11 protein-coding genes and 1 pseudogene are annotated in these 23,482 nt (G+C 50.9%); all 12 read right to left on the minus strand.

What is annotated here, in order from left to right; genetic code table 11:
• Positions 1-112: 112 nt before the first annotated feature.
• Complete coding sequence (locus tag NX720_RS01800; protein ID WP_262601715.1) at positions 113-337, minus strand: hypothetical protein; 225 nt, start codon at positions 335-337, stop codon at positions 113-115.
• Between the two features lie 15 nt (positions 338-352).
• Positions 353-3,379: an ankyrin repeat domain-containing protein gene (locus tag NX720_RS01805; RefSeq protein WP_262599000.1), complete on the minus strand. Its 3,027-nt coding sequence runs from the start codon at positions 3,377-3,379 to the stop codon at positions 353-355.
• A 101-nt stretch (positions 3,380-3,480) separates the two neighbouring features.
• Entirely contained in the window at positions 3,481-3,837 is a 357-nt protein-coding gene (locus tag NX720_RS01810) for a hypothetical protein (protein WP_262599002.1), read from the minus strand.
• A 304-nt stretch (positions 3,838-4,141) separates the two neighbouring features.
• Positions 4,142-9,904 carry an ankyrin repeat domain-containing protein gene (locus tag NX720_RS01815; RefSeq protein WP_262599003.1) on the minus strand — a complete coding sequence of 1,921 codons (5,763 nt, stop codon included), beginning with the start codon at positions 9,902-9,904 and terminating at the stop codon, positions 4,142-4,144.
• A 246-nt stretch (positions 9,905-10,150) separates the two neighbouring features.
• Positions 10,151-10,273, minus strand: coding sequence for a hypothetical protein (locus tag NX720_RS01820; RefSeq protein WP_262598982.1), 123 nt, complete (start codon positions 10,271-10,273; stop codon positions 10,151-10,153).
• Positions 10,274-10,390: 117 nt separating this feature from the next.
• A complete protein-coding gene (locus tag NX720_RS01825) occupies positions 10,391-13,957 on the minus strand; it encodes an ankyrin repeat domain-containing protein (RefSeq protein ID WP_262599005.1) in 3,567 nt (1,188 codons plus the stop codon).
• 352 nt (positions 13,958-14,309) lie between these two features.
• Complete coding sequence (locus NX720_RS01830; protein ID WP_262599007.1) at positions 14,310-14,546, minus strand: hypothetical protein; 237 nt, start codon at positions 14,544-14,546, stop codon at positions 14,310-14,312.
• 15 nt (positions 14,547-14,561) lie between these two features.
• On the minus strand, positions 14,562-17,828 hold the full coding sequence (locus tag NX720_RS01835) for an ankyrin repeat domain-containing protein (protein ID WP_262599009.1): 3,267 nt from the start codon (positions 17,826-17,828) through the stop codon (positions 14,562-14,564).
• A 160-nt stretch (positions 17,829-17,988) separates the two neighbouring features.
• Positions 17,989-18,270 carry a hypothetical protein gene (locus NX720_RS01840; protein WP_262599010.1) on the minus strand — a complete coding sequence of 94 codons (282 nt, stop codon included), beginning with the start codon at positions 18,268-18,270 and terminating at the stop codon, positions 17,989-17,991.
• Between the two features lie 15 nt (positions 18,271-18,285).
• The gene (locus NX720_RS01845) at positions 18,286-22,056 is read right to left on the minus strand and encodes an ankyrin repeat domain-containing protein (protein WP_262599011.1); all 3,771 of its coding nucleotides are present in this window, start codon (positions 22,054-22,056) and stop codon (positions 18,286-18,288) included.
• Between the two features lie 613 nt (positions 22,057-22,669).
• Complete coding sequence (locus tag NX720_RS26905; protein WP_404831039.1) at positions 22,670-22,903, minus strand: transposase; 234 nt, start codon at positions 22,901-22,903, stop codon at positions 22,670-22,672.
• Between the two features lie 7 nt (positions 22,904-22,910).
• Positions 22,911-23,264 (minus strand): annotated as a pseudogene (locus NX720_RS01850) (transposase); the annotation flags it as partial.
• Between the last annotated feature and the right edge of the window lie 218 nt (positions 23,265-23,482).

Here is a 23,482-nt window from a genome sequence, read left to right on the forward strand (position 1 = left end):
TTTATAAACTATCTTTCCCGGAGCCTTTAATCACAAGTGACAGCAAAGGGCAGCAAAAAAGAAAAGACCTCAAATGCGTAAAAAAAGCAATAAGCAGTGTAGTCTGAATTTCCTATGTAAGTCTTCTCCAATATGAACGACGGAAGTTGTTGGAGAAGTACAGATTACCGCCTTCATTCAAACGACGCATGGCCAGCCTGATCAGATGACCATGATCGCGCTGCACATCAAACACGCCTTCGAACTTCCTGGAGTTTGAGAAGGTGTGCGGGTCGATAAAAATCGGGTCATAGTCGTTTTTATCCCGTTCAAAGCGATGATTTACGTAGCACTGCAAGTCGTATTTAGCCAGTTATTGGTCTGACGGTTGACAATTCTCCTCGGCAGCGGTCAGAAGTTCCGCGCACCTGGTCTGGCCGTTCCGGTTAGCGATGCGCAGCGGAGTGTCACCATTCGTCGTCAGGGCAGCCTTAACATTCGCCCCGGCCTTGATCAGAAGCTCCACGCACCCGGTACGACCTTTCAGGGCAGCGATGTGCAGAGGAGTGGCACCATTAGTCGTCAGGGCAGCATCAACATCCGCCCCGGCCTTGATCAGAAGTTCCAAGCACCCGGTATGACCGTTCTCGGCAGCTAAGTACAGAGGAGTGCTACCATCTGTCGTCAGGGCAGCATCAACACCCGCCCCGGCCTTGATCAGAAGTTCCATGCACTCGGTATGACCGCCTTGGGCAGCGAGGTGCAGAGGAGTGTCACCATTCGTCGTCAGGGCAGCCTTAACATCCACCCCGGCCTTGATCAGAACTTTCAGGCACCCGGTATGACCGCCTTGGGCAGCGATGTGCAGAGGAGTGGCACCATTTGTCGTCAGGGCAGCATCAATAGCCGCCTTGGCCTTGATCAGAAGCTCCACGCACTCGGTACGACCGACTTGGGCAGCGATGTGCAGAGGAGTGACACCATCCGTCGTCCGGGCAGCATCAACAGCCGCCCCAGCCTTGATCAGAAGTTCCATGCACTCGATATGTCCGCCTTGGGCAGCGAGGTGCAGAGAAGTGACACCATCCGTCGTCCGTGCAGCATCAACATCCGCCCCGGCCTTGATCAGAAGCTCCACGCACCCGGTATGACCGCCTTGGGCAGCAAAGTGCAGAGGAGTGTCACCATCCGTCGTCAGGGCAGCCTTAACATCCGCCCCGGCCTTGATCAGAACTTTCAGGCACTCGGTATAACCTTTGTAGGCAGCGATGTGCAGAAGGGTGAGACCATCTGCCCTCAGGGCAGCACCAACAACTGCCCCGGCATCGATCAGGGTTTGCAAAAACCCTGCATGACCGTTCAGGGCAGCAACGTGCAACAAACTGATGCCGGAACCCAAAATGGCTGAACGAAACTGTTCATTGACAATACTACTGTCTATTTCCAGCAGACGCTGCAGTGTTTCCAAATCCCCGTTACGAGCAACATTCAGAGGCAAGGATTCACAGAATTCAGAGTCTTCATAAAGCTTGCTGCCGTCCACTCGCACCAGCGGCAAGGCTCTTTGCCGACAATAAGCACACGAACGTGATACAAGAGCCGTAGCCGGAGCCTGCTCCCTAAGCCATCCGGCAATGCACTCCAGATGATATTGGTGATTACAGTTCGTCTTGACGACCGAAATAGTGCCTAAGTCACTCCTGCAGATGGAGCACTTGTCACCCTGTAACTTCTCATTTCCTTCTGCAGCGGTTGAGCGCCCCCCCGCTACTGAAATACCAGCTTCTGGCTTCTCCTTTTTGCAAGGTCCGTGGCAAGGTGAGCAGTCGGTGGTCTTGCTGTATGTATGTTTATCGTTGTCGGGAGGCTCTTCCCCCTCATCGCCTTTCTTCCAGCCACTCTCATTTTTATTGCCCCGGAGAACTTTGTTTCGGGGGACGTTTGAATTTGAGCCTTCTTGACTGCCTGCTGCCTCAGATGAACTGGCCTTGCGCTTTTTCTGATTCTGGCCTCCGCCTTCCTGATGGGGTACCTGCCTCTCATCGTACTGGCTTGAAAGATCAGCCGAAAACATCGCCCGGAACTGACGCGCCAGCGTTTCAAGACCAGAAACCAGAAACTCAGTTTGTTTTGTTGACACGTTAATGTCGTCTGTTTCCAGCTGCAACTGTTGTTCCAGCCGTCTTCTCAATGCCTGGTAAACCAAACCCGCGTCCGTAAGTCGCCACCGGTCGTAGAACAGGGCTTCTTCATGTGTCAGCTCACCGGGAACAATGAGAATACTCTGATAGTCCGTGTTTACGTGGTGTTGAGACAGCGACTGTTTCAGGGCGTCATCATCACGCTGCCACAGCTCCCGGTCATCAGTAGCCAGCGATGCCCTCAGGAATGACAAAATCCCCGGGGAACCCTGATCGTTTTCCGTTATTCCGGTTGCGGATGTATCCAAATCAGTCAGGTATTCAAAGTCAGCGGCAATCAGCATGATCCTGTTATCAAGAATCCGGGCCAGGTCACCATGACCCCGGGCTATGGCCTGTTGCATTTTTTTTCGGAGGATTTTTAACAGTTGTCGTTTATTTTCCAGATTCTTCCTGATCAGTTCTTCCGCTGAATCCTGCTCCGGGTACTTCTTGTCGCCGTAGACAATGATCAGTGGCTCAGGCTCGGCATCGAAGGTGTAATGAGTGCTGTCATTATCGTCATCGTCACCATCACCGCCACTCCCGGAAGCCACCAGACTACCAGTGACGATACCTGCAATGTCCTTCAGAGCTTCGGTATCCAAAAGTGCGAGATAGCTTTGCGTCTGGATGTTGAGCAGTTTTTCGTACAAAGCAACCAGGCTGACACTCCGGAGAATGTTGTCCCGGGTAATAACTACCCGCATAGAGGCATCACTCACAGAAACAACAGCGGCAGGATAAGGCGGTCTTTTAACAAGTCGCTGCCAGTTAACAATCGCCTGATCCAGCTCTCCCTCAAGCCTGTTTCTTTTTCTGTCGTTTGCCTCTCTGGAAAAAGCACCGTCAGGAATCAGTCTTTTTTTTAACGGTGTTTTTAAAAAGGATGTCCGGGACGGTGATTCCGCCTGTAACGGGTTGTTGTGGCTTAATACGTTCCCGGGTCTGCCCGAAAAAACAACACCGGCGCTTCCGGCAGTTGAAAAAACGGTTGACAGGAAATAGAAAAGCAAACTGTCAGAGAAAGGAGAAAAAAACGCTCTGCTATCGTCGACAGGTTCAAAACATACCTGACCGCTGTCGGCTAAAAACGAATCAGCTAAAAACGCCCTTCCCGGAAAACCTGCCGTTAAATCACCGACGGGTTTACAGATAACACCGTCTGTGGCAGCAAAAAGCGCTGAACTGGCAAACAGGAAGATAATAAAAAGTGTCATTACTCAATAACCCCTACATTGACCACATGGAAGCCAGCAAGAAGCGTATTCAATAACATCCGCCAATCTCGGAAACGAACCGGTGCCGTTTAACCTGTCTGTCAGGTAATCCCAAAATAGCAGTGTTCTTCAGAGACAGGAGGGCTGGGAGGCTGAGACCTTTTTTTGCGAGTAGAGTCGTCTGGTTTATCTACCTCTGATTTTCGGCTTGATGCGTCATTGTTTCCTGTGCTGTCTGTGCTAGCACTGTCGCTGGAGTCGGGAGGGTTATCGGAATTGCTGTCGTCTGGTGGTTTGGTATTGGGCTTGATGTTGGGTTTTGGATTCAACTTCTTCAGACGTATGATTTCGGCTTTCAGAACCTCTATTCGTGCCTGCTGCTGGGCAATCAGTTCCTGTTGCCTGACCATGTATTCAAGCAGGCTGGGGGAAAGGTCTTCAGGAGGAAAAGTAATCATGGGTTTGAAGGTTAGACGACAAACTCAGGTTTTGCCTCTTCATGTACCGGCTTTTGAGTACTTACAGCGCTTCTTATCTGGGCTGGGAACATGGTTGGAAAATCCTCTTTTCAGTCAAATCATCCCGGCAGTAACCTGTGTAAAGTTACTCTGTTTCCATGCCTACATGCGGTTGCCGTTTAAATAGAAAACTCTTTGACCAATAAGGAGAGGACAAGTTCCGTAACTATTGTGAGTGAGCAGATTTTAAAACTGGAGGCAGAGAACAAGGAGTTACCGGCTTACGCCCTCTGCCTCCCTGATCTTACAATGCTAAAAAAGGTAGTCCGGAGCCGAGTTCGGCCGAACACAATAATGGCACACATCTGTTGTTGCCTTTCTCGATTGCGAGTTGCAGAGGCGTCAAACCATTATTGTCTTTCTTATTGCCCTGAATGCCGGGCACTCTCAGCAACGCCTCAACGCACTCAACATCAGCCCCTTCGGCTGCATAGTGCAATGGTGTCGAACCATCACTATCTTTCTCATTGACCTGGATGTCGGGTGCTTCAAGTAACGCCTTAATGCACCTGATTTCGCCGCAGCGGACAGCGAAGTGCAATGGTGTCGCGCCAGAATTGCATTTCTCATTGATTTGGGTTTCTGACACACCCAGTAATGCATTAAGGCATTCGCTAAAGCCTTTGAAGGCAGCGTGGTGCAGGGGCATACAGCCATTGCTATCCTTCTTGTTGACTTTGATTCCGGGCATTTCCAATAACTTGTTAATGCATTCCACTTTATTAGAACAAACAGCTTCGTGCAGAGGCGTAAAACCTTTGTTACACTTGCTGTTGACCTCAATTCCGGTCTTTCCCAGTAATGCCATAAGGCAATCAAGTTGATTCTGCCGGGCAATGTAGTGCAGGAGCGTACGGCCCATATTATCCGCCTTGTTGACATCAATGCCGTCTGCTTCCAATAGCTTCTGAATGCACTCTGCGTGACCTGCTGAGGCTGCAACAGTCAGGGGCGCACAGCCCTCATTATTCGCCTTGTTGACATCAATGCCGTCTGCTTTCAATAGCTCCGGAATGCATTTCACTTTATTAAAGAAAGCAGCCGAGATGAGGGGCGTATTGCCTGTATTATCCGGTTTGTTGACATCAATGCCGTCTGCTTTCAACAGCTCCGGAATGCATTTCACTTTATCAGAGCGAGCAGCCCAGATGAGGGGCGTAAAGCCCTGATTATTCGCCTTGTTGACATCAATGCCGTCTGCTTTCAACAGCTCCGGAATGCATTTCACTTTATTAGAGCGAACAGCCCGGATCAGGGGCGTACAGCCTATATTATCCGGTTTGTTGACTTCAATGCCGTGTGCTTTCAATAGCTCCGGAATGCATTCCACTTTATTAGAGAGAACAGCCCGGTGCAATGGTGTAAAGCCATTATTATCTGTCTCATTGACCTGAATGCCGAACACTTCCAGAAGTGCCTTAACGCCATCGAGGCCGTTTTCGACAGCATAGTGCAGGGGCGTAAGGCCATATTTACACCTATTGTTGACCTCAATTCCGGGCTTATTCAGTAATGCCTTAAGGCAATCAAGTTGATCCTTTTGGACAATGTAGTGCAGGGGCGTAAGGCCTCTGTTATTCTTCTCATTGACTTGAATGTCAGTCGCGTTCAGCAGCATCTGAATGCACTTTGCGTGGCCTCCTGAGACAGCGTAGATCAGGGGCGTAAAGCCCTCATTATCCTTCTTGTTGACTTTAATGCCGGGCGCGTCCAGTAGCTTCTGAACGCACTCTTCGTGACCTCCTGAGGCAGCACGGATCAGGGGCGTAAAGCCCTCATTATCCTTCTTGTTGACTTTAATGCCGGGCGCGTCCAGTAGCTTCTGAACGCACTCTGCGTGACCTCTTGAGGCAGCACAGATCAGGGGCGTAAAGCCCTCATTATTCGGTTTGTTGATTTGAATGCCATCTGCTTTCAATAGCTGCTGAATGCACTTTGCGTGACCTTCTGAGGCTGCAAGAGTCAGGGGTGTGTGACCCCAGACATTCGCTTTGTTGACCTGAATGCCGCGTGCTTTCAGTAGCTCCTGAATGCACCTTGCGTGACCTCCTGTGGCAGCGTGCTGCAGTGCCGTAAAGCTCCCATTATCCTGCTTGTTGACCTGAATGCCGCGTGCTTTCAGTAGCTCCTGAATGCACCTTGCGTGACCTCCTGAGGCTGCAACCATCAGGGGCGTAAGGCCATTATTATCCTCCGCATTGACCTGAATGTCGGGCGCTCTCAGTAGCTCCTGAATGCACCTTGCGTGACCTCCTGAGGCTGCAACCATCAGGGGCGTAAAGCCATTATTATCCTCCGCATTGACCTGAATGTCGGGTTCGCACAGTAAGGACTCGATGCACTTTGCGTGACCGTTCCGGGCAGCGCTGTAAAGGGGGGTCTGACCCCATATGTTTCTATGGGTAACCTCTTCTCTGCTCCCCCATACGTTTCCATGGGTAAGCTCTCGACTGTTCAATACCAGAAGATATTGCACCCCATGCACCGCACCAAGGCGTACCAAAACGCCGAGGAGGTTTTCTCCATTATTGTTGAGTCGACCTGTTAATTGATCGCAATGGCCCGTTAACAGGAGACGAGACATTGTGTCACCCTGTTCCAGAGCGTAAGCCCGTTCAAATAATCGTTGACAATCCTGAGGTGTCAGCAATTGGTCTGTAGCCTTTTGTGAAAAGTTTGAGATTTGCCAACTGTTCAGACTTTGTGTGATCGGCGAAATATTGATTCCTCGCACACGGAGTTCTGACAAGACGGGCTCCAGTAATGGGGTGTCCACTAACCAGCGCAGAACATCTGGCGAAACGGGGTTTGTGCCGGAGCTGGCCAACTGGTTGGCGACGTGCCAACACAATTTCTCTTTGAAACCTCTATCGCTGTGAGCCAGTTTATCGGTCAGTTGACTGGAAAGTGCCTGAATCACGGATGGTGGTATTTTACGGAGTTGTTCACGGGTGGCGTCATGCAGGAAAAACGAAGCAATATCCCCGGCACTTTGGGTCTGTTCCATGGCCTGGGTCAGTAAAGCGTGGCCAACTTCTGCCCAGGTGCTGAAGTCAATGGCCTGTAAATGATAGAGTTGAAGTGAGTCGTGATTGCCCGCATCAAAAGTGCACTCCTCTCCCGCACCCAGACAGTGGTCGTTGCGAAATACCCAGAAGAAATGCCCACCAATCGTTCCTATACAGGATTTCGAGTCAGCTTCGCCGGGAATGGCGGAGAGAACCTTAACCGATGAAGAGTCGCAGAAGTGGCCGCTGACCCAGGCCAGTAATTTTTCCCGGTAGCGGGCAAGGGAAAAATTACCCTCCTCTTTTTCTTCCATCAGTGTCCAGAGATTAAGGGATTGTTCCCCGGTTGTTTCCAGTAAATAGTTAACCGGTTTGCAGAGTTGATTTTCCAGTGCCACGGTTTTGTCCGCAGTCAGCGCGGCGGGAGCAATGTCGTTGGTTTCCCATGCTGACACATCCAGCTGTTGAAGAGACTCTTTAAGCTGCTCAGACCATTCATTCGCCATTGCCCGAAGAATAGTGCCCCCGTTAACTGACAGTTTTACCTCAGAACAAAAACGCTGGACCAGGTCAGCGTCCAAATAGGTTGGAGCCGATGGATCAGCAACATTGGGAAGTCCCAGAGATTCACAGTAAAGGTTGTAAAACCCGTTACCCCAGTGGGTTTCCATACCTGACGGAATCTTAGTAACGCCCTCCCGTTGCAGTTGAAACAGAAAAGAATCAACAAATTGTTTAAGCAGGCGTTTTTTTACGGTGAACAGTTTCGCGTCCAGCCCGTTTTCCCGGGACGCCTGGAAATAAAGAAAGTTGTGGCTAAAACGACCGTGAACGCCTTGCAGGCAAAGATCGATACCGTACAGGCACTCATGGAGTAGAGAAGTGATATGTGTTTTTTGGGCATCGTTTTGAGAGCCTTGTAAATCTTTAAGCTGGGTGACCAGTTGATGGATCTGGAAGCGAGTCTCACGATACAGGGGCCACAAGAATTGCCTGAGATGTTCCGGTGCTTTATCCAGGTTGTCTAAGAAAGTGTCTATTTGCCTGTCGTATTGATGGTCAACATAGTTGCAGGCCAGCGTCTTGAGTGCCTTAATATCATCCAGAAACTTGGATTTAATTTCCAGAAAGGAGTGATGAGACTCCAGTTCCTGATAACTACGCACGTCTGGCAACTCAATATAATCAGGCTGATGATCAGACGTTTGAGGCAGATCGTCTTCAGTGGACGAAGTGGGTTGCCAGGGCTGGAAAAGCCTTGAGTGAGCGCTTTTCATCTGGGCTGGGAGTAACTTCTCATTTTCTTCTGCAGCGGTTGAGCGCCCCCCCGCTACTGAAATACCAGCTTCTGGCTTTTCCTTTTTGCAAGGTCCGTGGCAAGGTGAGCAGTCGATGGTCTTGCTATATGTATGTTTATCGTTGTCGGGTGGCTCTTCCCCCTCATCGCCTTTCTTCCAGCCACTCTCATTTTTATTGCCCCGGGAAACTTTGTTTGGGGGGGCGTTTGAATTTGGGTCTTCTTGCCCGCCTTCTGCCACAGATGAACTGGCTTTGCGTTTTTTCTGATTCTGGCCTCCGCCTTCCTGATGGGGTACCTGCCTCTCATCGTACTGGCTTGAAAGATCAGCTGAAAACATCGCCCGGAACTGACGCGCCAGCGTTTCAAGACCAGAAACCAGAAACTCAGTTTGTTTTGTTGACGCGTCAATGTCGTCTGTTTCCAGCTGCAACTGTTGTTCCAGCCGTATTCTCAATGCCTGGTAAACCAAACCCGCGTCCGTAAGTCGCCACCGGTCGTAGAACAGGGCTTCTTCATGTGTCAGCTCACCGGGAACAATGAGAATGCTCTGATAGTCAGTGTTTACGTGGTGTTGAGACAGCGCCTGTTTCAGGGCGTCATCATCACGCTGCCACAGCTCCCGGTCATCAGTAGCCAGCGATGCCTTCAGGAATGACAAAATCCCCGGGGAACCCTGATCGTTTTCCGTTATTCCGGTTGCGGATGTATCCAAATCAGTCAGGTATTCAAGGTCAGCGGTAATCAGCATGATCCTGTTATCAAGAATCCGGGCCAGGTCACCATGACCCCGGGCTATGGCCTGTTGCATTTTTTTTCGGAGGATTTTTAACAGTTGTCGTTTATTTTTCAGATTCTTCCTGATCAGTTCTTCCGCTGAATCCTGCTCCGGGTACTTCTTGTCGCCGTAGACAATGATCAGTGGCTCAGGCTCGGCATCGAAGGTGTAATGAGTGCTGTCATTATCGTCATCGCCACCATCACCGCCACTCCCGGAAGCCACCAGGCTACCAGTAACGAGACCTGCAATGTCCTTCAGAGCTTCGGTATCCAAAAGTGCGAGGTAGCTTTGCGTCTGGATGTTGAGCAGTTTTTCGTACAAAGCAACCAGGCTGGCACTCTGGAGAATGTTGTCCCGGGTAATAACTATCCGCATAGAGGCATCACTGATAGAAACAACAGCGGCAGGATAAGACGGTCTTTTAACAAGTCGCTGCCAGTTAGCAATCGCCTGATCCAGCTCTCCCTCAAGCCTGTTTCTTTTTCTGTCGTTTGCCTCTCTGGAAAAAGCACCTTCAGGAATCAGTCTGTTTTTTAACAGTGTTTTTAAAAAGGATGTCCGGGACGGTGATTCCGCCTGTAACGGGTTTTTGTGGCTTAATGCGTTTCCGGGTCTGCCCGAAAAAACAACACCGGCGCTTCCGGCAGTTGAAAAAACGGTTGACAGGAAATAGAAAAGCAAACTGTCAGAGAAAGGAGAAAAAACTGCCCTGCTATCGTCAGCAGGTTTAAAACATACCTGACCGCTGTCGGCTAAAAATGAATCAGCTAAAAACGCCTTTCCTGGAAAACCTGCCGTTAAATCACTGACTGGTTTACAGATAACACCGTCGTTGGCAGCAAAAAGCGCTGAACTGGCAAACAGGAAGATAATAAAAAGTCGTAAAAAGTCAGCACTCAGAGATGTCAAGTAATTATGCACCTTTAAGCTCCTGCCTACAGCTCGGAGTTATTGAAATTATGCACAAGACGGCACTCAGCTAGTTCTCGTCCAAAAACGTAGCCACCTGATAATCGATAAAATTTGATCTGAGAATGAATGAAGCTCATCTGCTTTTTATAAACTATCTTTCCCGGAGCCTTTAATCACAAGTGACAGCAAAGGGCAGCAAAAAAGAAAAGACCTCAAATGCGTAAAAAAAGCAATAAGCAGTGTAGTCTGAATTTCCTATGTAAGTCTTCTCCAATATGAACGACGGAAGTTGTTGGAGAAGTACAGAGTACCGCCTTCATTCAAACGACGCATGGCCAGCCTGATCAGATGACCATGATCGCGCTGCGCATCAAACACGCCTTCGAACTTCCTGGAGTTTGAGAAGGTGGGCGGGTCGATAAAAATCGAGCCATAGTCGTTTTTATCCCGTTCAAAGCGATGATTTACCTAGCACTGCAAGTCGTATTTAGCCAGTTATTGGTCTGACGGTTGACAATTCTCCTCGGCAGCGGTCAGAAGTTTTGCGCACCCGGTCTGACCGTTCCGGTTAGCGGTGCGCAGCGGAGTGTCACCGTTCGTCGTCAGGGAAGCCTTAACATTCGCTCTGGCCTTGATCAGAAGCTCCACGCACCCGGTACGACCTTTCAGGGCAGCGAAGTGCAGAGGAGTGGCACCATCCGCCGTCCGGGTAGCATCAACAGCCGCCCCGGCCTTGATCAGAAGCTCCACGCACCCGGTACGACCTTTCAGGGTAGCGAGGTGCAAAGGAGTGGCACCATCCGCCGTCCGGGTAGCATCAACAGCCGCCCTGGCCTTGATCAGAAGCTCCACGCACCCGGTATGACCGCCTTGGGCAGCGATGTGCAGAGGAGTGCTACCATCTGTCGTCAGGGCAGCATCAACACCCGCCCCGGCCTTGATCAGAAGTTCCACGCACCCGGTATGACCGCCTTGGGCAGCGATGTGCAGAGGAGTGATACCATCCGTCGTCCGGGCAGCATCAACACCCGCCCCGGCCTTGATCAGAAGTTCCACGCACCCGGTATGACCGTTCTCGGCAGCTAAGTACAGAGGAGTGCTACCATCTGTCGTCAGGGCAGCATCAACACCCGCCCCGGCCTTGATCAGAAGTTCCACGCACCCGGTATGACCGTTCTCGGCAGCGTAGGAAAGAGGGGTGGCACCATCCGTCGTCAGGGCAGCATCAACAGCCGCCCCGGCCTTGATCAGAAGTTCCACGCACCCGATATGACCGTTCTCGGCAGCGAGGTGCAAAGGAGTGGCACCATCCGTCGTCAGGGCAGCATCAACAGCCGCCTTGGCCTTAATCAGAAGCTCCACGCACTCGATATGACCGCCTAGGACAGCGAGATGCAAAGGAGTCTCACCAAACGTCGTCCGGGCAGCATCAATAGCCGCCTTGGCCTTGATCAGAAGCTCCACGCACTCGGTATGACCGACTTGGGCAGCGACGTGCAGAGGAGTGATACCATTCGTCGTCAGGGCAGCATCAACATCCGCCCCAGCCTTGATCAGAAGTTCCATGCACTCGATATGTCCGCCTTGGGCAGCGAGGTGCAGAGAAGTGACACCATTCGTCGTCCGGGCAGCATCAACATCCGCCCCGGCCTTGATCAGAAGTTCCACGCACCCGGTATGACCGCCTTGGGCAGCGAGGTGCAGAGGAGTGTCACCATTCGTCGTCAGGGCAGCCTTAACAGCCGCCCCAGCCTTAATCAGAAGTTTCATGCACTCGGTATGTCCGCCTTGGGCAGCGAGGTGCAGAGGAGTGCCACCATCTGTCGTCAGGGCAGCATCAACATCCGCCTTGGCATTGATCAGAAGTTTCACGCACCTGGTATGACCGTACTCAACAGCGACGCACAGAGGTGTGGCAGCATTTGTCGGCAGGGCAGCACCAACAACCGCCCCGGCATCGATCAGGGTTTGCAAAAACCCTGCATGACCGTTCAGGGCAGCAACGTGCAACAAACTGATGCCGGAACCCAAAACGGCTGAACGAAACTGTTCATTGACAATACTACTGTCTATTTCCAGCAGACGCTGCAGTGTTTCCAAATCCCCGTTACGAGCAACATTCAGAGGCAAGGATTCACAGAATTCAGAGTCTTCATAAAGCTTGCTGCCGTCCACTCGCACCAGCGGCAAGGCTCTTTGCCGACAATAAGCACACGAACGTGATACAAGAGCCGTAGCCGGAGCCTGCTCCCTAAGCCATCCGGCAATGCACTCCAGATGATATTGGTGATTACAGTTCGTCTTGACGACCGAAATAGTGCCTAAGTCACTCCTGCAGATGGAGCACTTGTCACCCTGTAACTTCTCATTTCCTTCTGCAGCGGTTGAGCGCCCCCCCGCTACTGAAATACCAGCTTCTGGCTTCTCCTTTTTGCAAGGTCCGTGGCAAGGTGAGCAGTCGATGGTCTTGCTGTATGTATGTTTATCGTTGTCGGGAGGCTCTTCCCCCTCATCGCCTTTCTTCCAGCCACTCTCATTTTTATTGCCCCGGGGAACTTTGTTTCGGGGGACGTTTGAATTTGAGCCTTCTTGACTGCCTGCTGCCTCAGATGAACTGGCCTTGCGCTTTTTCTGATTCTGGCCTCCGCCTTCCTGATGGGGTACCTGCCTCTCATCGTACTGGCTTGAAAGATCAGCCGAAAACATCGCCCGGAACTGACGCGCCAGCGTTTCAAGACCAGAAACCAGAAACTCAGTTTGTTTTGTTGACACGTTAATGTCGTCTGTTTCCAGCTGCAACTGTTGTTCCAGCCGTCTTCTCAATGCCTGGTAAACCAAACCCGCGTCCGTAAGTCGCCACCGGTCGTAGAACAGGGCTTCTTCATGTGTCAGCTCACCGGGAACAATGAGAATACTCTGATAGTCCGTGTTTACGTGGTGTTGAGACAGCGACTGTTTCAGGGCGTCATCATCACGCTGCCACAGCTCCCGGTCATCAGTAGCCAGCGATGCCCTCAGGAATGACAAAATCCCCGGGGAACCCTGATCGTTTTCCGTTATTCCGGTTGCGGATGTATTCAAACCAGTCAGGTATTCAAAGTCAGCGGCAATCAGCATGATCCTGTTATCAAGAATCCGGGCCAGGTCACCATGACCCCGGGCTATGGCCTGTTGCATTTTTTTTCGGAGGATTTTTAACAGTTGTCGTTTATTTTCCAGATTCTTCCTGATCAGTTCTTTCGCTGAATCCTGCTCCGGGTACTCCTTGTCGCCGTAGACAATGATCAGTGGCTCAGGCTCGGCATCGAAGGTGTAATGAGTGCTGTCATTATCGTCATCGTCACCGCCACTCCCGGAAGCCACCAGACTACCAGTGACGATACCTGCAATGCCCTTCAGAGCTTCGGTATCCAAAAGTGCGAGGTAGCTTTGCGTCTGGATGTTGAGCAGTTTTTCGTACAAAGAAACCAGGCTGACACTCCGGAGAATGTTGTCCCGGGTAATAACTACCCGCATAGAGGCATCACTCACAGAAACAACAGCGGCAGGATAAGGCGGTCTTTTAACAAGTCGCTGCCAGTTAACAATCGCCTGATCCAGCTCTCCCTCAAGCCTGTTTCTTTTTCTGTCGTTTGCCTCTCTGGAAAAAGCACCGTCAGGAATCAGTCTTTTTTTTAACGGTGTTTTTAAAAAGGATGTCCGGGACGGTGATTCCGCCTGTAACGGGTTGTTGTGGCTTAATACGTTCCCGGGTCTGCCCGAAAAAACAACACCGGCGCTTCCGGCAGTTGAAAAAACGGTTGACAGGAAATAGAAAAGCAAACTGTCAGAGAAAGGAGAAAAAACTGCCCTGCTATCGTCAACAGGTTTAAAACATACCTGACCGCTGTCGGCTAAAAACGAATCAGCTAAAAACGCCTTTCCTGGAAAACCTGCCGTTAAATCACTGACTGGTTTACAGATAACACCGTCGGTGGCAGCAAAAAGCGCTGAACTGGCAAACAGGAAGATAATAAAAAGTCGTAAAAAGTCAGCACTCAGAGATGTCAAGTAATTATGCACCTTTAAGCTCCTGCCTACAGCTCGGAGTTATTGAAATTATGCACAAGACGGCACTCAGCTAGTTCCCACCCAAAAACGTAGCCAACTGATAATCAATAAAATTTGATCTGAGAATGAATGAAGCTCATCTGCTTTTTATAAACTATCTTTCCCAGAGCCTTTAATCACAAGTGACAGCAAAGGGCAGCAAAAAAGAAAAGACCTCAAATGCGTAAAAAAAGCAATCAGCAGTGTAGTCTGAATTTCCTATGTAAGGGGCGCAGCATTCAATGTCTTACCGGGCTTTTGGCGGTTGGCTATTAGCTGCTCAGACAGCCAACCACCAAAAGCTAATAGCCAACAGCGGTATATTCTAACCTTCCGTTCCCCTAAGTCTTCTCCAATATGAACGACGGAAGTTGTTGGAGAAGTACAGAGTACCGCCTTCATTCAAACGACGCATGGCCAGCCTGGTCAGATGACCATGATCGCGCCGCACATCAAACACGCCTTCGAACTTCCTGGAGTTTAAGAAGGTGGGCGGGTCGATAAAAATCGAGCCATAGTCGTTTTTATCCCGTTCAAAGCGATGATTTACGTAGCACTGCAAGTCGTATTTAGCCAGTTATTGGTCTGACTGTTGACTATTCTCCTCGGCAGCGGTCAGAAGTTCCGCACACCCGGTCTGGCCGTTCCGGTTAGCGATGCGCAGCGGAGTGTCACCGTTCGTCGTCAGGGCAGCCTTAACATTCGCCCCGGCCTTGATCAGAAGCACCACGCACCCGGTACGACCTTTCAGGGCAGCGAGGTGCAGAGGAGTGGCACCATCCGCCGTCCGGGCAGCCTTAACATTCGCCCCGGCCTTGATCAGAAGCTCCACGCACCCGGTACGACCTTTCAGGGTAGCGAGGTGCAAAGGAGTGGCACCATCCGCCGTCCGGGTAGCATCAACAGCCGCCCTGGCCTTGATCAGAAGCTCCACGCACCCGGTATGACCGCCTTGGGCAGCGATGTGCAGAGGAGTGCTACCATCTGTCGTCAGGGCAGCATCAACACCCGCCCCGGCCTTGATCAGAAGTTCCACGCACCCGGTATGACCGTGCCCGGCAGCATAGTACAAAGGAGTGATACCAACCGTCGTCAGGGCAGCATCAACAACCGCCCCGGCCTTGATCAGAAGTTCCACGCACCCGGTATGACCGTTCTCGGCAGCGAGGTGCAGAGGAGTGTCACCAAACGTCGTCCGGGTAGCATCAACAGCCGCCCCAGCCTTGATCAGAACTTTCAGGCACCCGGTATGACCGCCTTGGGCAGCGAGGTGCAGAGGAGTGACACCATCCGTCGTCCGGGCAGCATCAACATCCGCCCCGGCCTTGATCAAAAGTTCCATGCACTCGATATGTCCGCCTTGGGCAGCGAGGTGCAGAGAAATGACACCATTCGTCGTCCGGGCAGCATCAACATCCGCCCCGGCCTTGATCAGAAGTTCCACGCACTCGGTATGACCGACTTGGGCAGCGAGGTGCAGAGGAGTGTCACCATTCGTCGTCAGGGCAGCCTTAACATCCGCCCCGGCCTTGATCAGAACTTTCAGGCACTCGGTATAACCGCCTTGGGCAGCGAAGTGCAGAGGAGTGGCACCATTTGTCGTCAGGGCAGCATCAACATCCGCCCCGGCCTTGATCAGAATTTTCAGGCACTCGGTATAACCTTTGTGGGCAGCGATGTGCAGAAGAGTGTGACCATCTGCCCTCAGGGCAGCACCAACAACTGCCCCGGCATCAATCAGGGGTTGCAAGCACTCCGTATGACCATTCAGGACAGCAGCGTGCAACAAACTGATGCCGAAACCCGAAACAGCTGAACGAAACTGTTTACTGGCAATCCTGCTGTCTAGTTCAAGCGAACGCTGCAACGTTTTCAAATCCCCGGCACGACAAGCTTGCAGAGGCAGGTCTTCACAGAATTCAGAGTCTTCATAAAGCATGCCACCGTCCACTCGCACCAGCGGCAAGGCTTGTTGCCGACAATAAGCACACGAAGGTGATGCAAGAGCCGTAGCCTGAGCCTGCTCCCTAAGCCATCCGGCAATGCACTCCAGATGATATTGATGATTACAGTTCGTCTTGACGACCGAAATAGCGCCTAAGTCATCCTTGCAGATGGAGCACTTGTCACCCTGTAACTTCTCATTTCCTTCTGCAGCGGTTGAGCGCCCCCCCGCTACTGAAATACCAGCTTCTGGCTTCTCCTCTTCGCAAGGTCCGTGACAAGACGGGCAGTCGATGGTCTTGCTGTATGTATGTTTATCGTTGTCGGGTGGCTCTTCCCCCTCATCGCCTTTTTTCCAGCCACTCTCACTCTTATTATCCCGAGACGCTTTGTTTTTGCGGGCGTTTGAATTTGAGCCTTCTTGACTGCCTGCTGCCTCAGATGAACTGGCTTTGCTTTTTTTCTGATTCTGGCCTCCGCCTTCCTGGTGGGGTACCTGCCTCTCATCGTACTGGCTTGAAAGATCAGCTGACAACATCCCCCGGAACTGACGCACCAGCGTTTCAAGACCAGAAACCAGAAACTCAGTTTGTTTTGTTGACACGCTAATGTCGTCTGTTTCCAGCTGTAACTGCTGTTCCAGCCGTCTTCTCAATGCCTGGTAAACCAAACCCGCGTCCGTAAGTCGCCACCGGTCGTAGAACAGGGCTTCTTCATGTGTCAGCTCACCGGGAACAATGAGAATGCTCTGATAGTCAGTGTTTACGTGGTGTTGAGACAGCGCCTGTTTCAGGGCGTCATCATCACGCTGCCACAGCTCCCGGTCATCAGTAGCCAGCGATGCCTTCAGGAATGACAAAATCCCCGGGGAACCCTGATCGTTTTCCGTTATTCCGGTTGCGGATGTATCCAAATCAGTCAGGTACTCAAGGTCAGCGGCAATCAGCATGATCCTGTTATCAAGAATCCGGGCCAGGTCACCATGACCCCGGGCTATGGCCTGTTGCATTTTTTTTCGGAGGATTTTTAACAGTTGTCGTTTGTTTTCCAGATTCTTCCTGATCAGTTCTTCCGCTGAATCCTGCTCCGGGTACTCCTTGTCGCCGTAGACAATGATCAGTGGCTCAGGCTCGGCATCGAAGGTGTAATGAGTGCTGTCATTATCGTCATCGTCACCATCACCGCCACTCCCGGAAACCACCAGACTACCAGTGACGATACCTGCAATGTCCTTCAGAGCTTCGGTATCCAAAAGTGCGAGATAGCTTTGCGTCTGGATGTTGAGCAGTTTTTCGTACAAAGAAACCAGACTGACACTCCGGAGAATGTTGTCCCGGGTAATAACTACCCGCATAGAGGCATCACTGATAGAAACAACAGCGGCAGGATAAGGCGGTCTTTTAACAAGTCGCTGCCAGTTAGCAATCGCCTGATCCAGCTCTCCCTCAAGCCTGTTTCTTTTTCTGTCGTTTGCCTCTCTGGAAAAAGCACCGTCAGGAAGCAATCTGCTTTTTAACGGTGTTTTTAAAAAGGATGTCCGGGACGGTGATTCCGCCTGTAACGGGTTTTTGTGGCTTAATACGTTTCCGGGTCTGCCCGAAAAAACAACACCGGCGCTTCCGGCAGTTGAAAAAACGGTTGACAGGAAATAGAAAAGCAAACTGTCAGAGAAAGGAGAAAAAACTGCTCTGCTATCGTCAACAGGTTTAAAAAATACCTGACCGCTGTCGGCTAAAAACGAATCAGCTAAAAACGCTTTTTCTGGAAAACCTGCCGTTAAATCACTGACTGGTTTACAGATAACACCGTCGGTGGCAGCAAAAAGCGCTGAACTGGCAAACAGGAAGATAATAAAAAGTCGTAAAAAGTCAGCACTCAGAGATGTCAAGTAATTATGCACCTTCAAGCTCCTGCCTACAGCTCGGAGTTATTGAAATTATGCACAAGACGGCATTCAGCTAGTTCCCGCCCAAAAACGTAGCCAACTGATAATCGATAAAATTTGATCTGAGAATGAATGAAGCTCATCTGCTTTTTATAAACTATCTTTCCCGGAGCCTTTAATCACAAGTGACAGCAAAGGGCAGCAAAAAAGAAAAGACCTCAAATGCGTAAAAAAAGCAATAAGCAGTGTAGTCTGAATTTCCTATGTAAGTCTTCTCCAATATGAACGACGGAAGTTGTAAACGACGCATGGCCAGCCTGATCAGATGACCATGATCGCGCTGCGCATCAAACACGCCTTCGAACTTCCTGGAGTTTAAGAAGGTGGGCGGGTCGATAAAAATTGGGTCATAGTCGTTTTTATCCCGTTCAAAGCGATGATTTACGTAGCACTGCAAGTCGTATTTAACCAGTTATTGGTCTGACGGTTGACAATTCTCCTCGGCAGCGGTCAGAAGTTTCGCGCACCCGGTCTGGCCGTTCCGGTTAGCGATGCGCAGCGGAGTGTCACCATTCGTCGTCAGGGCAGCCTTAACATTCGCCCCGGCCTTGATCAGAAGCTCCACGCACCCGGTATGACCGTTCTCGGCAGCGTAGGAAAGAGGGGTGGCACCATCCGTCGTCAGGGCAGCATCAACAGCCGCCCCGGCCTTGATCAGAAGTTCCACGCACCCGATATGACCGTTCTCGGCAGCGAGGTGCAAAGGAGTGGCACCATCCGTCGTCAGGGCAGCATCAACATCCGCCCCGGCCTTGATCAGAAGTTCCACGCACTCGGTACGACCTTTCAGGGCAGCGAGGTGCAGAGGAGTGGCACCATTTGTCGTCAGGGCAGCCTTAACATCCGCCCCGGCCTTGATCAGAAGTTTCATGCACTCGATATGTCCGCCTTGGACAGCGAGGGGCAGAGAAGTGACACCATTCGTCGTCCGGGCAGCATCAACAGCCGCCCCGGCCTTGATCAGAAGTTTCATGCACTCGATATGTCCGTCTTGGGCAGCGAGGTGCAGAGGAGTGTCACCATTCGTCGTCAGGGCAGCCTTAACATCCGCCCCGGCCTTGATCAGAAGTTTCATGCACTCGGTATGACCGCCTTGGGCAGCGAAGTGCAGAGGAGTGGCACCATCCGTCGTCAGGGTAGCCTTAACATCCGCCCCGGCCTTGATCAGAAGTTTCATGCACTCGGTATGACCGACTTGGGCAGTGATGTGCAGAGGAGTGACACCATCCGTCGTCCGGGCAGCATCAACAGCCGCCCCAGCCTTGATCAGAAGTTTCATGCACTCGATATGTCCGCCTTGGGCAGCGAGGTGCAGAGAAGTGACACCATTCGTCGTCCGGGCAGCATCAACAGCCGCCCCGGCCTTGATCAGAAGTTTCATGCACTCGATATGTCCGTCTTGGGCAGCGAGGTGCAGAGGAGTGTCACCATTCGTCGTCAGGGCAGCCTTAACATCCGCCCCGGCCTTGATCAGAAGTTTCATGCACTCGGTATGACCGACTTGGACAGCGATGTGCAGAGGAGTGGCACCATTTGTCGTCAGGGCAGCATCAATAGCCGCCTTGGCCTTGATCAGAAGCTCCACGCACTCGGTATGACCGACTTGGGCAGCGATGTGCAGAGGAGTGATACCATCCGTCGTCCGGGCAGCATCAACAGCCGCCCCAGCCTTGATCAGAAGTTCCATGCACTCGATATGTCCGTCTTGGGCAGCGAGGTGCAGAGAAGTGACACCATCCGTCGTCCGGGCAGCATCAACATCCGCCCCGGCCTTGATCAGAAGCTCCACGCACCCGGTATGACCGCCTTGGGCAGCAAAGTGCAGAGGAGTGTCACCATCCGTCGTCAGGGCAGCCTTAACATCCGCCCCGGCCTTGATCAGAAGTTCCATGCCCCTGGTATGACCGCCTTCGGCAGCGCAGTGCAGGGGAGTGACACCATCCGTCGTCAGGGTAGCCTTAATATCCGCCCCGGCCTTGATCAGAACTTTCAGGCACTCGGTATAACCTTTGTAGGCAGCGATGTGCAGAAGGGTGAGACCATCTGCCCTCAGGGCAGCACCAACAACTGCCCCGGCATCGATCAGGGTTTGCAAAAACCCTGCATGACCCTTCAGGGCAGCAACGTGCAACAAACTGATGCCGGAACCCGAAACGGCTGAACGAAACTGTTCATTGACAATACTACTGTCTATTTCCAGCAGACGCTGCAGTGTTTCCAAATCCCCGTTACGAGCAACATTCAGAGGCAAGGATTCACAGAATTCAGAGTCTTCATAAAGCTTGCTGCCGTCCACTCGCACCAGCGGCAAGGCTTGTTGCCGACAATAAGCACACGAACGTGATGCAAGAGCCGTAGCCGGAGCCTGCTCCCTAAGCCATCCGGCAATGCACTCCAGATGATATTGATGATTACAGTTCGTCTTGACGACCGAAATAGCGCCTAAGTCATCCTTGCAGATGGAGCACTTGTCACCCTGTAACTTCTCATTTCCTTCTGCAGCGGTTGAGCGCCCCCCCGCTACTGAAATACCAGCTTCTGGCTTCTCCTTTTTGCAAGGTCCGTGGCAAGGTGAGCAGTCGATGGTCTTGCTGTATGTATGTTTATCGTTGTCGGGTGGCTCTTCCCCCTCATCGCCTTTTTTCCAGCCACTCTCACTCTTATTATCCCAAGACGCTTTGTTTTTGCGGGCGTTTGAATTTGAGTCTTCTTGACTGCCTGCTGCCTCAGATGAACTGGCATTGTATTTTTTCTGATTCTGGCCTCCGCCTTCCTGATGGGGTACCTGCCTCTCATCGTACTGGCTTGAAAGATCAGCTGACAACATCCCCCGGAACTGACGCACCAGCGTTTCAAGACCAGAAACCAGAAACTCAGTTTGTTTTGTTGACACGCTAATGTCGTCTGTTTCCAGCTGTAACTGCTGTTCCAGCCGTCTTCTCAATGCCTGGTAAACCAAACCCGCGTCCGTAAGTCGCCACCGGTCGTAGAACAGGGCTTCTTCATGTGTCAGCTCACCGGGAACAATGAGAATGCTCTGATAGTCAGTGTTTACCTGGTGTTGAGACAGCGACTGTTTCAGGGCGTCATCATCACGCTGCCACAGCTCCCGGTCATCAGTAGCCAGCGATGCCTTCAGGAATGACAAAATCCCCGGGGAACCCTGATCGTTTTCCGTTGTTCCGGTTGCGAATGTATCCAAATCAGTCAGGTATTCAAGGTCAGCGGCAATCAGCATGATCCTGTTATCAAGAATCCGGGCCAGGTCACCATGACCCCGGGCTATGGCCTGTTGCATTTTTTTTCGGAGGATTTTTAACAGTTGTCGTTTATTTTCCAGATTCTTCCTGATCAGTTCTTCCGCTGAATCCTGCTCCGGGTACTCCTTGTCGCCATAGGCAATGATCAGTGGCTCAGGCTCGGCATCGAAGGTGTAATGAGTGCTGTCATTATCGTCACCATCACCGCCACTCCCGGAAGCCACCAGACTACCAGTGACGATACCTGCAATGTCCTTCAGAGCTTCGGTATCCAAAAGTGCGAGGTAGCTTTGCGTCTGGATGTTGAGCAGTTTTTCGTACAAAGAAACCAGGCTGACACTCCGGAGAATGTTGTCCCGGGTAATAACTACCCGCATAGAGGCATCACTGATAGAAACAACAGCGGCAGGATAAGGCGGTCTTTTAACAAGTCGCTGCCAGTTAGCAATCGCCTGATCCAGCTCTCCCTCAAGCCTGTTTCTTTTTCTGTCGTTTGCCTCTCTGGAAAAAGCACCGTCAGGAATCAGTCTGTTTTTTAACAGTGTTTTTAAAAAGGGTGTCCGGGACGGTGATTCCGCCTGTAACGGGTTGTTGTGGCTTAATACGTTTCCGGGTCTGCCCGAAAAAACAACACCGGCGCTTCCGGCAGTTGAAAAAACGGTTGACAGGAAATAGAAAAGCAAACTGTCAGAGAAAGGAGAAAAAACTGCTCTGCTATCGTCAACAGGTTTAAAACATACCTGACCTCTGTCGGCTAAAAACGAATCAGCTAAAAACGCCTTTCCTGAAAAACCTGTCGTTAAATCACTGACTGGTTTACAGATAACACCGTCGGTGGCAGCAAAAAGCGCTGAACTGGCAAACAGGAAGATAATAAAAAGTCGTAAAAAGTCAGCACTCAGAGATGTCAAGTAATTATGCACCTTTAAGCTCCTGCCTACAGCTCGGAGTTATTGAAATTATGCACAAGACGGCTCTCAGCTAGTTCTCGTCCAAAAACGTAGCCACCTGATAATCGATAAAATTTGATCTGAGAATGAATGAAGCTCATCTGCTTTTTATAAACTATCTTTCCCGGAGCCTTTAATCACAAGTGACAGCAAAGGGCAGCAAAAAAGAAAAGACCTCAAATGCGTAAAAAAAGCAATAAGCAGTGTAGTCTGAATTTCCTATGTAAGTCTTCTCCAATATGAACGACGGAAGTTGTAAACGACGCATGGCCAGCCTGATCAGATGACCATGATCGCGCTGCGCATCAAACACGCCTTCGAACTTCCTGGAGTTTGAGAAGGTGGGCGGGTCGATAAAAATCGAGCCATAGTCGTTTTTATCCCGTTCAAAGCGATGATTTACTTAGCACTGCAAGTCGTATTTAACCAGTTATTGGTCTGACGGTTGACTATTCTCCTCGGAGCCTGACCGAGAATAGCTTAGGCAGTCCTCCTAAGGGTTTCACAAAATTCAAAATGAGCAAAAAACAACCACTTTTTGAGGTTAATTTGCTCATTTTTGCAAATTTACAGCTTTTCTTTACCTTTATGCCGCTTTTCTAACCTTTTTTAAATCCTCAAGACGGATTGAACCCGTTGAAGCTTTCTTCACAATTTTTTTGAAACTATGCACTGTGCATACCAGTGAAAACTCTGCTTCCACTTTCTCTTTCCCGCGCAGACTGAAACTCCTGAATCCAGAGTTTTCTATCTGACCAAACGGCGGTTCCGCTATTACTTTGCGACGTTCGTATACTGCCTTCGCTTGGCTTGTTTCCATTTTTTTTATTCATGGCTTGTCGTGCAGTTTCAAACTTGTCTGTGCGAATTACCCTGCCTGCACTTTTTTTGGAGCCACTGCATCTGGAGCGGTAAGGGCACTCTCGGCATACTTCCTTGTTTGCCCGGTAGCCTTTCCTCTTAGCTTTACTGGCCGGATTGGTAACCAATTTTTCCCCAGCCGGACAGATGAAGACGTCCGCTTCAATATCATATGTAAAATCCGCTTTGACAAACTTTCGATCAGTATTTTCAAAATCGGTGGCAGCCGGTTTTTCTTCCCTGTCAGTAGCGATATAACCGTCTATTCCGTGTTTATCCACAGCGTGCAGATTTGGCCCTGAAAAATAGCCGTTATCCATACTCCATTTATCCACAGCTGCGCCATCGGTAGACTCTGACAGAGCCTGAAGAGCAGGTTCTACTTACTGTACGTCGTTGGCGCGTTGACTGGTGTGTTGGCCGACAATGATCTGGTGATCCGAATCTACATTAATTTGGGCATTGTAGCTGTATTCGCAGTACCCCTTCTTGCTCATCATCCGGGCATCATGGTCTGCAAAGCTAATCTGCTTCTTGT

Source organism: Endozoicomonas euniceicola (genome assembly GCF_025562755.1).
Taxonomy (GTDB): Bacteria; Pseudomonadota; Gammaproteobacteria; order Pseudomonadales; family Endozoicomonadaceae; genus Endozoicomonas_A; species Endozoicomonas_A euniceicola.

Excerpts from the sequence above, each read along its gene's own strand:
- NX720_RS01805 (WP_262599000.1), bottom strand. The coding sequence starts at position 3,379 with ATGACACTTTTTATTATCTTCCTGTTTGCCAGTTCAGCGCTTTTTGCT.
- NX720_RS01810 (WP_262599002.1), bottom strand. The coding sequence starts at position 3,837 with ATGATTACTTTTCCTCCTGAAGACCTTTCCCCCAGCCTGCTTGAATAC.
- NX720_RS26905 (WP_404831039.1), bottom strand. The coding sequence starts at position 22,903 with ATGGAAACAAGCCAAGCGAAGGCAGTATACGAACGTCGCAAAGTAATA.